This window comes from Paenibacillus sp. 23TSA30-6 (assembly GCF_014858585.1).
In the GTDB taxonomy this organism is placed as follows: domain Bacteria; phylum Bacillota; class Bacilli; order Paenibacillales; family Paenibacillaceae; genus Paenibacillus.
The window spans coordinates 1-13,378 of record NZ_SLTL01000037.1 but is presented as its reverse complement, the minus strand read 5'-3'; the positions used below and the strand labels follow the sequence as shown (position 1 = coordinate 13,378).

General features: G+C 50.0%; 11 protein-coding genes. 1 reads left to right on the top strand and 10 read right to left on the bottom strand.

Annotated elements, in window-relative coordinates:
• Positions 1–40: 40 nt before the first annotated feature.
• From rpoZ to E0698_RS23325, 8 genes are all read right to left on the bottom strand, one after another.
• A complete protein-coding gene (rpoZ, locus tag E0698_RS23360; protein WP_134913630.1) occupies positions 41–241 on the bottom strand; it encodes a DNA-directed RNA polymerase subunit omega in 201 nt (66 codons plus the stop codon).
• Between the two features lie 121 nt (positions 242–362).
• On the bottom strand, positions 363–935 hold the full coding sequence (gmk, locus tag E0698_RS23355) for a guanylate kinase (protein ID WP_044649102.1): 573 nt from the start codon (positions 933–935) through the stop codon (positions 363–365).
• A 14-nt stretch (positions 936–949) separates the two neighbouring features.
• Complete coding sequence (gene remA / locus E0698_RS23350) at positions 950–1,210, bottom strand: extracellular matrix/biofilm regulator RemA (protein WP_005548256.1); 261 nt, start codon at positions 1,208–1,210, stop codon at positions 950–952.
• Between the two features lie 56 nt (positions 1,211–1,266).
• Positions 1,267–2,154: a YicC/YloC family endoribonuclease gene (locus tag E0698_RS23345; RefSeq protein WP_192513056.1), complete on the bottom strand. Its 888-nt coding sequence runs from the start codon at positions 2,152–2,154 to the stop codon at positions 1,267–1,269.
• A gap of 35 nt (positions 2,155–2,189) precedes the next feature.
• On the bottom strand, positions 2,190–4,082 hold the full coding sequence (locus tag E0698_RS23340) for a bifunctional homocysteine S-methyltransferase/methylenetetrahydrofolate reductase (protein ID WP_192513055.1): 1,893 nt from the start codon (positions 4,080–4,082) through the stop codon (positions 2,190–2,192).
• Positions 4,083–4,235: 153 nt separating this feature from the next.
• Entirely contained in the window at positions 4,236–5,264 is a 1,029-nt protein-coding gene (locus tag E0698_RS23335; protein WP_192513074.1) for a hypothetical protein, read from the bottom strand.
• 159 nt (positions 5,265–5,423) lie between these two features.
• Positions 5,424–6,257, bottom strand: a complete 834-nt coding sequence (gene dapF, locus E0698_RS23330; RefSeq protein WP_149093482.1) for a diaminopimelate epimerase — start codon at positions 6,255–6,257, stop codon at positions 5,424–5,426.
• Between the two features lie 122 nt (positions 6,258–6,379).
• Positions 6,380–9,178, bottom strand: coding sequence for a calcium-translocating P-type ATPase, SERCA-type (locus tag E0698_RS23325; RefSeq protein WP_192513073.1), 2,799 nt, complete (start codon positions 9,176–9,178; stop codon positions 6,380–6,382).
• A 228-nt stretch (positions 9,179–9,406) separates the two neighbouring features.
• Here E0698_RS23325 and E0698_RS23320 point away from each other — a divergent pair, with 228 nt between their 5' ends.
• Positions 9,407–11,152 (top strand): Rqc2 family fibronectin-binding protein, encoded by a 1,746-nt coding sequence (locus E0698_RS23320; RefSeq protein ID WP_192513054.1) that lies wholly within the window; start codon positions 9,407–9,409, stop codon positions 11,150–11,152.
• A 172-nt stretch (positions 11,153–11,324) separates the two neighbouring features.
• On the opposite strand, the gene E0698_RS23315 is transcribed toward E0698_RS23320, so the two are convergent.
• Positions 11,325–12,194, bottom strand: a complete 870-nt coding sequence (locus E0698_RS23315; protein WP_192513053.1) for a PHP domain-containing protein — start codon at positions 12,192–12,194, stop codon at positions 11,325–11,327.
• Positions 12,194–13,150 (bottom strand): selenium metabolism-associated LysR family transcriptional regulator, encoded by a 957-nt coding sequence (locus tag E0698_RS23310; RefSeq protein ID WP_134913617.1) that lies wholly within the window; start codon positions 13,148–13,150, stop codon positions 12,194–12,196. The genes E0698_RS23315 and E0698_RS23310 overlap by 1 nt, the downstream gene beginning before the upstream one ends.
• Positions 13,151–13,378: the final 228 nt, after the last annotated feature.

Genomic DNA, 13,378 nt, shown 5'->3' with positions numbered 1-13,378 from the left:
TGGCATTGCGCCCGGTTATAATAATTGTCTATAATTCTTATTAATCTTCGCCGCTTTCAAGACGCAGATGATCCGCGTAAATCTCTTCCAATGCAACTCCAACTTGCTTGTGGGATCTAGGATTCTTGAGAGTCGTCTTTCCACCCTCGCGCAACTGTCTGGCACGGCGTGAAGCCGCTACAACCAACGAATACTTACTATCTGCCTTTTTCATCATTTCATCAATAGAAGGATACAGCACGAATAGACACCTCTTCATGTAGTTTTGGGACTATACAAGCTGAACTCCAGTGTACATTTCCGAGTTCAGCTTGTATAGTAATTTTCTCTTTAAATACGCTTGGCATATGTAAAGTCCTCGTTTATGGATGGACCTTACAATGTTCGGCGATAATAATGGATTCTATTCGTTTACATGCGAAATCAATCTCATCATTGACAACCGCATAATCATAGTGACGCAACAGATTCATTTCATCCACAGCTACCGACATGCGGTGATCAATGGTTGCCTGAGTTTCTGTACCCCGTCCCCGAATCCGGTCCTTCAATTCATCCAGCGAAGGCGGAAGCAGGAAAATGAAAATGCCATCGGGAAATTTCTCCTTCACTTTGAGCGCTCCCTGAACCTCAATCTCCAGAAAAATATCTTTTCCCTGCGCAAGCGTCTGATCTACAAAATCACGCGGAGTGCCGTAATAGTTACCGACGTACTCTGCATGCTCCAGCAGCTCATCCCGTTCAATCATGCCCAAAAACTGTTCACGCGACTTAAAAAAGTAGTTAACTCCGTCCTGTTCACCCATGCGGGGCGAGCGGGTTGTCGCGGAAACGGAGTATGTCAATTCCGGCAGTTTTTCACGCAGGGCGTTGCCTACCGTTCCTTTGCCGACACCCGAAGGTCCGGATAATACAAATAATAATCCCTTAGCCATAGTACACTCCATTTTTATTCGTCATTGTCATCATCTTTAGTGGATAGTCGATGAGCGACCGTTTCCGGCTGCACCGCAGACAAGATCACATGATCACTGTCCGTTATAATAACAGCCCGTGTCCGGCGGCCATAGGTAGCGTCAATCAACATATGACGGTCCCTAGCTTCTTGTATAATCCGCTTGATCGGAGCAGACTCCGGACTGACGATGGAGATAATTCGGTTGGCCGACACGATATTGCCGAAGCCAATATTGATCAATTTAATTGCCATATTCAGGTCTTTCCCCCTATACATGTGACTATTGCAGCCGTGCCGCTACCAGGTAGCTACTCGATGTTTGCAGCCTGCTCACGAATTTTTTCCAGCTCCGCCTTCATCTCCACGACTAAATTAACTAGCGCAAGATGGTTGGCCTTGGAGCCGATCGTGTTGACTTCCCTGTTCATTTCCTGGATTAAAAAATCTAATTTGCGGCCGGCTGGCTCGTCCGACAGCAGCAATCCCCTGCATTGCCCAAAGTGACTTTGAAGCCGGGTAAGCTCCTCATCAATACTGCTGCGATCCGCGAATAAAGCAATCTCCATTCCAAATTTATGCTCATCAAGCGTAAATGAACCGTCCTGAAGCTCAGTAAGTCTGTGTTTTAGCCTATTACGGTAGTCGCTCACAACGTGAGGAGCCAGCACCGTCATTTCATGATGCAGGGATTCCAGACGCGAAATGCGGGATTCCACATCCTGCGCCAAATGCCCGCCTTCTCGCCTTCTCATGTCCAGCAGTCCTTGCAATGCTTCATTCAAAGCTTGCTGAAGCTGCTCTTCCCAGCCCTCTTCCTCTCCATCGCAAGCCTCACCGGGCTCACCCAGAACGTCAGGCAACGCAAGAATATCGCTTATACCCAACGTTCCCTTCACACCGTACCGATCCGCCAGCTGCTCCGCTGCATGCAAGTAAGCCTGCACTACAGTGTCATTCAACCGTGCGGCGGGTATCTGTTCTTCATCACGTTCCCTGTGAATGAAGACGTCGACACGGCCGCGCTTGATCTGCTGTTGAACCGTTCTTCTCAAGCCATCTTCATAACGAGTCCATTCGCGTGGAATCCTCATCATCACTTCGCAATAGCGGTGATTCACCGATTTCAGCTCCAAGCGCACTTTATAGCCTTCGTAATGAAGGATGGCTTGACCGTATCCGGTCATACTCAATGACATCGGCATCACATCCATTATACTATTGTAATTGATTATTATAGTCGAAACAAGGGGGCCTGCACACGGCCGGATTTTTGCCATACATAAGAAGTCAGCTCCGCCGTCATTTCATAGAACATAAATGGAGTCATTAAATAGATACCGTTAAAATGCTCCATCGCCGTATCAAGCAGCTCCTTGGCAATGGTTACGCCCATTGCGCGGCCTTCTGCACCCTCCAGACCAGACATACGCGCACGAACCTCGTCGGACAACTGAATGCCGGGTACCTCGTTGTGCAAGTACTCCGCATTGCGCCCGCTGGCCAGCGGCATAATACCGATAAAAATCGGCACCTCCAAATGACGAGTCTGTTCCGCCATGGATATAATCAGTTCGCGGTCGTAAACGGGCTGGGTCATAATGTAATCCGCCCCCGAAGCAATTTTCTTCTCCAGCCGCTGCACAGCTTTACCCAAATGCTTGACATTGGGATTAAAGGCGGCGCCCACCACAAAATTAGCTTTTTGCTTGAGTGGCTTGCCAGAAAAAGCGATACCGTCATTCAGCTGCTTGATCATACGTATAATTTCAAAAGAAGTCATATCATACACCGAGCTGGCACCCGGCAAATCACCGAACCGCGCCGGATCTCCCGTAACGGCCAATACATGATCAATGCCCAGCGCATCAAAGCCCATCATATGGGACTGGGTACCAATCAGGTTACGGTCACGGCAGGCAATATGAATTAACGGGCGCAAGCCCGTTTCAAGGCTCACCAGATGTCCAAGCGCCATGTTACTCATGCGAGTAACTGCAAGTGAATTGTCTGCCAGCGTAAGCGCATCGGCCCCTGACGCTTTCAACGCCTGTGCCCCTTGCATGAACCGCGTAATGTCCAGATCGCGCGGAGGATCGAGCTCTACAATGACCGTATGCCGCTCCTTGACCAATTCCACAATGTTAGGTTCACTGGCGTTTCTACCGTTGCCTCTTTCCCCTTCACGTGCAATCTGTTCCGTCTCAGCCACAATGACTGGCGCATCCGAGAGTAAGTCTCTTGGAGCCAGCGGAGGAGGCTGCAAACCATTCAAAGCTTTAGAAATCGCTGCGATATGCTCTGGTGTGGTTCCACAGCAGCCACCGATGATTCTCGTACCCAGCTCTACGAAGGAAGCCGCACATTCCCCAAAATATTCAGGCGATGCACCATACACATAGTGACCATCCACATAATCAGCCAGACCCGCATTAGGATATACCGACAGCGGTACTGATAGTGGACCATCCAGTTGCTCCATCACGCTCATGATCCCCTGCGGACCGGAATGGCAGTTAAATCCGAGGATATCCGCCCCCTCATTACGCAACACCGTAAAAGCCTCTGCCACCGAAAAACCGTCCTGTGTACGACCAACCTGATCGACCGCGAACTGACAAATCACCGGAATATTACTATATTTACGTACACCACGAAGCGCAATGCGCACTTCATCCAGCGAATAGAAAGTTTCGCACAAAATGCCATCTACCCCTTCGGAGAGAAGTGCATCAATCTGCTGATCATAGTTACGTGCCAGCTCTACCTTGGATATGTTAAGCCTTTTACCACCGCATATGGAGCCTACCGCACCCACCACATAATGCTCCGGGCCAGCCGCTGCTCTGGCAATTCTCACCCCGGCACGGTTAATTTCTTCCACCTTGGATTCCAGACCGAAGCGGGCCAGCTTATAATCGTTTGCAGAAAACGTATTGGTCTCCAGCAACCGTGCTCCCGCTTGTACATATTGACGATGCACGTCTGATATGACGTCAGGCGATGTGATATTCAGCTCTTCGTAAGACGTATTTACCGGAAATCCAAGCTGATATAAAAAGGTTCCCATTGCGCCGTCTCCGACAATAATTTCACGATCCAGCACAGTACGCAAATCCGGTTTCATGTCCTCTTCTCCACCCCGCTCTTTATTTTCATACTAATGTAACATAAAGAGACTGCAAACATAAGCCAAAAACAAAAAAAGCCGCCCCACTCCCCATTATTATGCGATCAGGAGCGAAGCAACTTGACTCATCATTGCTATTTTCTATTACCTTTATTGCAGTTTCCCATCAGCAGAATGAAGAGAGAATGCGTAAAAAGTTCCTTTTTTATTCATTTTACCCACAATAGAGGGCGTCCCCTTTTGCTTTTTGGAAAATGTATATGCATTTCCTTGGATTCCCACATTATAATCGGATAAATTGATGTTAAATAACAGTTGAACCTTAGGCTTGGCCTGCTTCAAAGCTTCAGAGGACGTATATTTCGGGCTGGCAAACGATTTTTTAAAATCCGCGTCATCGTTCCAATCCACCCCTGAGGTGGACACAGCCAGCACTTTGCCGGTCACTGCGCCAATTTTGACCTCACTCGCCTCGTTTGCATCCTCAAACGACCAATAAGAAAGCCCCTTTGCCTCGTCCTTGTAACGCGAAGCATGCTGCACCGTGATACGCTGTCCGCTAACGCGCTTGAAGCTGTTCGCTGCACGGTTTAGCAACGCAGGGTCCACCTGCTTCAGCGGGTAGTCGGCATTGATGGTGATGCTATTGCCGCGATCCACGTCAACGTACAGCGAGGAAGCCTTTTCCCCTGCACCCCAGAATACCCAATAATTCGAAGGCTTGTTAGACTGGTAAGGGGATTTGACCCGCCAGAATGCCTCAAATTGCATAGGACGCTTGCTGTCAAACGCTTTGGCGCTGTTCAGCACTTTAGTTTTGAGTGGCGCATCCATCGCCTTTGCCAAGCTACTTATTTTATATCGAACGGTTGTAGAATCCACTCTGTTTTTTTCCTTATTATATTCCGTCTGAAGCGTAGCTGTCCCATCCTCCAGTTCGCCCTCGACAATCCAGGTTTTACCCATATCCGTCACATCGTCAAATTGAAATGCCGTCTTTGTACCGATGAGTTCTTGTACTGCCTTTTCCAAACGATTCACGACAGTAGGGGTTAGTGAGCCGACCTGCTTATCAGTCGTTTTTTCCGCAGTAGCAGGAACGGTCGCGGCCTGAGCCGGAAGCGCGGCGACTACAAATATAAGGGCTGCGAACGCTGAAATCCAACGAAATTTCCGCACCATGAACGGCCTCCTTATCGTTTTCTCATTTTCTATATTATACATGGTTCAGACGTCAAAAAAAGACAGAATGTTGCTCAGGCAAAAAAAAGAAGACCTACTTAGGTCTTCATCACACTTACCTATATCATTCTATATCGCATGCTGTATTCGCTTATTTCAGGACAAACGTCCATCGTACACAACCTCAGCCGGACCTGTCATATATACATGATTGTCATTCTCGTTCCATTCGATATCCAGATCGCCGCCCTTCAGGCTGACAATCGCGCGGCGGTCGCTGTATCCGTTCAATACAGAGGCCACAAGCGTAGCACAGGCTCCGGTTCCACATGCCAACGTAGGCCCGGCTCCCCGCTCCCATACTCTCATGTCAATTTGGTCCCGGCTTCGTACCGTAGCGAACTCGACATTTGTTTTTTTAGGGAACAGCGGGTGGCATTCCAGCTTAGGCCCCCAGGCTTCCAGATCAAAGCCAGGTGCATCCTCAACATAAATCACACAGTGCGGATTGCCCATGGATACAGCTGTAAAACGAAAGCCGCTGCCTCCAGCTTCGATGGACCGGTTGATGACACTAGCCAGATCCAGCGTGGTTGGAATTTTCAAGCCATCCAGAATCGGTTCTCCCATATCGACCCTCACTTGACGTACAAGTCCGTCCACTACGGTCAATTCGACCTGCTGCACACCTGCACCCAGCGTTTCAATCGTGATCTGCTCACGACTGATATGCTTGCGGTCATACACATATTTGGCTGCACAACGGATAGCATTTCCACATTGCTCAGCCTCCGAGCCGTCCGAATTGATAATGCGCATGCAGAAATCGGCTTTTTCAGATGGCAGTATATATACCAGACCATCAGCGCCGACACCAAAATGTCGGTCACACAGCCGAACAGCCAATTCCGAAGCGTCAGGCGGCAATTCCTGGTGCCCAAACCAAACGATAAAATCATTACCCAATCCGTGCATTTTTGTGAATTCCATAGCTTCCCTCCGCCGTTGCTGCTAATCTCATGCTCCTTATGAAGCTTTGGTTCCATGATAGCATACAGGGCAAAAAGGGAAAAGTGATGCATATAGGTCTGTTCCCGGCTTGAGCCGGGAGCTTACGCCGAAAACTTCGTGCGTCCCGAAGCGAAGCGGGTATGTCCGCCATGACGACGGTTGCGTCTGCCGCCCCATACGCTCCCCGCTCCCATCAGGAAGGTCGGAATGCCGGCAGCGACAATGGAGAGCGCCCATTCGCGGAAGCCAAGCGGTACCGTTTTGAAAATAGGTTGCAGCACAGGTACGTACATAACCACCAGCATCAGCACTACCGAAGACAGCACAGCAAGTACAAGATAACTATTTTGAAACGGATTACGGTGGAAAATAGAACGGGAACTGCGGCAATCGAACACATGAATGAGCTGTGCCAGTACCAATGTGGCGAAGGCAACCGACTGTGCCTTGACCAGTTGTGCTGCGTTATCAGGCGCAATACGCAACGTCAGCCAGAACGCAGCAAGCGTACATAAGCCGATCAGCAGGCCGCGACTAATGATTTTCCAGCCGAGACGACGGGCAAAAATATTTTCCTTAGCGCCGCGTGGTTTGTGCTCCATGAGATCCTTTTCCGGCTGATCTACACCCAGAGCCATCGCGGGAAGCCCGTCGGTCACCAGGTTCACCCATAAAATCTGAATCGGAAGTAGCGGCAATGGCAGACCGGCCATCATCGCGAAAAACATCGTCAAAATTTCACCGACATTGGAGGCAAGCAGATAACGGATAAATTTACGAATATTTTCGTAAATATTTCGCCCTTCTTCAATCGCCGCTACAATCGTCGAGAAATTATCGTCGCTGAGCACAAGCGCAGCCGCTTCCTTGGTCACGTCCGTTCCCGTAATGCCCATCGCGATACCAATGTCCGATGCCTTGATCGCTGGCGCGTCATTCACGCCGTCTCCAGTCATGGCTACGACATGCCCGCGTCTTTGCAGCGATTTGACAATCCGCAGCTTATGCTCCGGGGACACCCGCGCATAGACGGAGACCATATCTACTGCTTTATCAAGCGCCGCATCATCCATCACAGACAACTGCTGTCCGGTCAGCACATGCGAGCCGCGCTGAAAAATGCCTAGCTGCTGCGCAATAGCCTCGGCTGTGGTACCGTGATCGCCCGTAATCATCACGGTACGGATGCCAGCACGACGGCACTTGCCAATGGCTTCCCTTGCCTCGCGGCGCGGCGGATCAATCATGCCCGTAAGGCCGATGAAGATGAGCTGGGTCTCAGCCTCTTCCACCGAGACGACGCGCTCATGCGAGCGGATATCCCGATAAGCGACACTGAGTACACGCAGCGCCTCCGAGGCCATTCCTTCGTTGGCTGCCAGCACCTTTTGGCGCAGCGTACCCGTCAGTGGAACGACATTTCCTTCCCATAAAATGTAGGAGCATTGACCTAACAACACATCCGGCGCGCCTTTGGCAAAGACGATATGCCCTCCCTGATGCCGTACAAGTACAGACATCCGTTTCCGCTCCGAGTCAAAAGGAAATTCGCGTTCTCGTGTATACAGCTCATGCAGCCCTTGACGCGTAACCCCGCCCTTGGCGGCTAAAGTGACAAGCGCCCCCTCCGTCGGGTCGCCTTTCAGCTCCCAAACAGCGGTCGACGTCGCCTCCTTGGCTTTCTTTTTCGAACGCAGCTCATCCATGTCGGCTTGAACAATTTCCGCGTTGTTGCACAGCACGCTGGCTTGCAGCAGTCTGCGAAGTGATTGTCCGTTTTTGAGATCCGCAGGAGTATCCCTGTCCATAATATGTCCGTGCGGGTCATAGCCCTCTCCTGTCACTCCCCAGAAGCGACCGTCCACCCATAGCTTGGTAACCGTCATTTTGTTCTGGGTCAGCGTACCCGTTTTGTCGGAGCATATGACAGACGCACATCCGAGCGTTTCAACGGAAGGCAGCTTACGCACAATCGCCTTGCGTTTGATCATACGCTGCACGCCCAAGGCGAGCGCAATCGTCACAATGGCAGGCAAGCCTTCCGGTATAGCCGCTACAGCCAAGCTCACCCCGGCCAGAAACATACTCATCGCTGGCTGTCCATGCAGGATGCCTGCTACGACGACGAGCACGGTTAACCCTAACGCTACGATGATCAGAATTTTGCCCAGTTGCTCCAGTCGGTGCTGTAACGGGGTTTCCTGAGACTCCGTATTTTGGATCAAGTCTGCGATTTTGCCCATTTCTGTGTTCATGCCTGTACGAATAACAACTCCCTGAGCTGTACCTCTGGTCATCATGGTGCCCATAAAGCCGATGTTCTTTTGATCTCCCAGCGGTACCTCGGCGGCATGAATAGGGCGGCTATGCTTGCTCACTGGGACCGATTCGCCAGTCAGGGCGGATTCCTCCACGTCGCAGCCGTTTGTGCTCAGCCATCTTATATCTGCGGGAATACGGTCGCCGCTTTCCAATAGCACGATATCACCCGGTACCAGCTCTCTGGCCTGAACCTGAATCCGTTTGCCTCCCCGTAGCACTTTAGCGGTTGGAGCAGACAACTGCTTCAAAGCCCGAAGCGAACGTTCCGCTCTAAACTCCTGCACAAAACCAAGAATTCCATTTAGCACAACAATAGCAATAATGGTGATCGCATCGAGATATTCGCCGAGCAGGCCGGATATCAGTGTGGCTCCCATCAGTACGAGCATCATAAAATCCTTGAACTGATTCAGCAGCAGCAGGATCGGCGAGACACGCTTCCCCTCGCTCAGCTCATTCCATCCTGACCTTTCTCTTCTTTCCGCAAGCTGTTCCTCCGAAAGACCCTGCTTCGGGTCGACTTCCAGACTTGTTGAAAGCTGTTCATTGCTTAATTGGTGCCAATGTGCTTGTTCCATTCTCCCCAATTCCCTCCCGGTCAGATAGTCCGTTTCCGTCGGTAGTGCGTAGGATGGCTGCCCGTTATTGCGTTTTTGTGCCACGAATGCTGATAAGCTGGACAGACTTTCTAGATTCAATCTATTCGGACAGGACCTGAAATATCACAATGCCGCTTAAGTTTTGTCCCAAAGTTATGTATCATAGAAGGAAGGCAAAAATATTTGCTTCAAAGGAGAACAGACATTATGGCATTGGACGGAATCGTAACCCGCGCTATCGTACACGAGCTGCAAAGCATTCGAGGCGGGCGCATCAATAAAATACATCAGCCGAACGATCACGATATCTTACTAAATCTGCGGGCTCAAGGCGGGAGCGTTAAGCTGTTGCTGTCGGCCAACCCGACATTCCCGCGTGTACATTTTACAGAACAAAGCTTTCTCAACCCGACGGAGGCCCCTATGTTCTGTATGCTGCTTCGCAAGCACTGCGAAGGTGGTATTATCGAGAAAATTACCCAGGTGGGCATGGAACGTATTATTCACATGGATGTGCGTCAGCGTGATGAGCTGGGGGATATTTCACTCAAGCGGATTATCATTGAGCTGATGGGCAGACACAGCAATATTATTTTGCTTGACCCAGAAACAGGCGTTATGCTGGACGGAATCCATCATGTCACACCGTCCATCAGCAGCTATCGGGTCATCATGCCCGGCTTTCAATACACGGAGCCTCCTGAACAAAATAAGCTGAATCCGCTGGAAACGGAAGAAATAGCTTTTGCATCCTCATATCAGACAGCTATCGAAGCCGAAGAAGCTCCCAAACGCTGGATCGTGAACACCTTTACTGGACTGAGTCCCCTTATTGCCGAGGAGATGCTGACCCGAGTTTCCAATGAATCACCTGCTGGCGAGTATCGTCCGCTATGGAATACATTCAGCCACATCATGGATGACGTGCGGAATCATCGTTTTCAGCCGGTATCTGGTCTGAACGCACAGGAAAAAGTGATATTTTCAGCCATTCCGCTCACGTTGATTGAAGGAGAGCGCAAGGAATACACTACGATCAGTGAGTGTATGGAGGACTTTTTCGGTGAAAAAGCAGAACGTGATACAGTCAAGCAAAAGGTAAGCGACCTGCTGCGTTTCCTGCAAAACGAACGGAGCAAAAATGTAAAAAAACTCGACCATCTGCATCAGGATTTAGCTGAGGCAGAGGATGCCGATCAATTTCGCATTTATGGAGAGCTGCTGTTCGCTTCGCTGCATGAAGTGAAGAAGGGCGACAAGGAAGTGACGCTCACCAACTTTTATGATGAAGAACAGCGTCCGATGACCATCCCGATGGACCCGTTGCTGGGCCCATCGGATAATGCTCAACGTTACTTCAAAAAGTACAATAAATATAAAAACAGCCTGGCTGTCATTGATGAACAACTGGAGAAAACACACGAAGAAATTCGGTATATGGACAATCTCCTACAGCAACTGGCTCATGCCTCCATGAACGATATTGAGGAAATACGTGAAGAACTGGTTCAGCAAGGCTATCTCCGAGACCGGGTCAAAAAAGGGAAGAAAAAGAAGAAAACTGACCGACCAACCTTACACGTATATACGTCATCCGAAGGCATCGAGCTGCTGGTCGGCAAAAACAACTTGCAGAACGAATATGTGACGAACCGACTGGCCGGGCCTAATGACACGTGGCTGCATACAAAGGATATTCCGGGGTCACACGTCGTTATTCGCGCCGAGCAATTCGGAGATGCAACGCTGGAGGAAGCTGCTCAGCTCGCTGCCTATTTCAGCCAGGCCAAACAGTCCAGCAGCGTACCCGTAGACGCCACCTTGATCCGGTATGTGCGCAAGCCTAGCGGAGCCAAGCCAGGCTTTGTCATCTATGATCATCAGCGTACGCTCTTTATCACACCCGATGAGGATCTGGTCAAAAAGCTGCCGAACCGCATCAAAAACGGCTAAGCCTCACCAGCATAATCTTATAAACAAGCATTCATTCAAGAACGCCCACGCGAAACACAAGCATAGCGGACAAGGCCCTTGAATCGACCGAAAGCCCCTTATCTTGTGCAAACCACACTTCATGTGTGCAGGCACAAAACAAGGGGCTATTTGTGTTAGCCAATATGTGTACTTACTTTTGTCCAGCAGCAGCCTTTCTCAATTCCTCCACAACCTGACTCTCCACACTGCGGCTGCCTAGATCACCGTGAAAAATGACGCCTTGGCGCGCACCATGAAAATCCGAGCCACCAGTCGGGATCAGCCCGTAATGTGCCGCCATTGCGGCGTATCGACTCTCAGCCGCATCATTATGGTCTGAATGTCGCACCTCCAGGCCCGCAGGCTTGGCCTCCTCTACAATGGAGCGAACCAGCTCATCATTGCCATACAATCCAGGGTGAGCCACCACAGGTACTCCTCCTGCTTCCCGAATCCAGCTTATGGCCTCCGCAGGCTCCACTCGGGGCACAGACACATAACCGGGCGCTCCCTCTGCCAAATAACGGTCAAACGCATCCCTCATATCCTTCGCATAGCCTTTTTGTACCAGCGTATCCGCCATATGCGGACGTCCAATGCTTTCATCCGGCGCCAGCGGTCTGCCCATCGTAGCTACCACCTCATCAAGTGTGATTTCCACACCCAGGCTACGCAGCCGACCCAAAATCAGATCATTGCGGGCATCCCTCGCCTGACGTAGCTTTTCCAACCGTTCCAAAAAAACTTCATTACGGTAATCCATAAAATAACCGAGTATATGAATATCCTTACCGCCTGTCCGTGTGCTAATTTCCACCCCCGGCACCACTGTAATGCCCAATCGCTGTCCTTCCTCAAGAGCTTCCTCCAGCCCAGCTACCGTATCGTGATCCGTAATTGCAACCCCTACCAGTCCTTTTTCCTTGGCCCAACGCACATTGTCCGCTGGTGGCTGCATTCCATCAGATGCCTGAGTGTGAGTGTGCAAATCGTATCGTCCCGAATTCGTATGCTCCTCCATTACGCATTCTCCTCCTCTTTCATCTCTGCAAGCTCGTTCACCGTATCCCCGGACACATCCGTTCCCTGATCATGACGACGCAAGAATGACAGAAAGGTTACCACCGGAATCGGCAGCAGTGCTGATTTCAGATGGATGGCATAAAACTCACGTTTGAAGGAGATATCTGAAATATTTACAATTTTAAGCAATCCGAGTGCAACCTCATGCTTCACCGAAGAAGGCGATAGCATCGTAATGCCTAATCCAGCCTCGACTGCCGATTTGACCGCTCCAGTGCTGCCCATCTCCATAACGATGGTAAGCCGAGACGCATCAACACCGCGGCTTTTCAGCTCGTCCTCTATCACTTGCCTTGTACCTGACCCCTTTTCTCTTGCTACAAAAGGATGCTTAAACACATCCTCCAGAACTACCTTTTTGGCCTTCGCCAGTGCATGTCCCGAAGGAACAATCAGCTTCAGTTCATCCTGCATCACAGGCTCCACCACGATATCCGGGTGCTGAATCGGCGCCTCAATTAGCCCCAAATTCAACTGATGCTTTAAAATATCATCCATAATTTGAGTCGTATTCATTACATTCATCGCCATGCGTATATGAGGATACTCCTGACCAAACGGCCCCAGCATTCTCGGCACAATATACTCGCCAATCGTAAGACTTGCCCCAATATGTAATCTTCCCTCCAGCATGTGAGTAAAAGCAGACATCGCCTCATCAGCTTCGCGGATAAGCTGCATGCTTTTTTTCGCAAAAGGTAGCAGTGTCGCTCCTGCCTCCGACAGCTCGATTTTTTTGGTGGACCGATGCAGCAGCTTCGTACCAAAATAATCTTCCAAAGACTGAATTTGCATCGTCACGGCAGGTTGCGTCATATGCAGCGCTTGCGCCGCTGCTGAGAAGCTCCCCCGCTCCGCTACCGTATAAAAAATATGTAGCTGATGAAAGTTCATACTGACAGTCCTCTCCCCTCTGATGTTCTTATTTTAACATAAGAAAAACGTCTGTCGAAGAATTTCCAAGAAAACATACTGAAATTAGGGGCTTTTTATTATAGATACTATACAATAAAAAAAGTATGCAGTTGATTCCTGCATACTTCTGCTATATAGAACGCAATTAATAAGCTACCAAATTCACTTCAACCGCCAAATCGGGTAATAAAGGGTAACTCACCACAA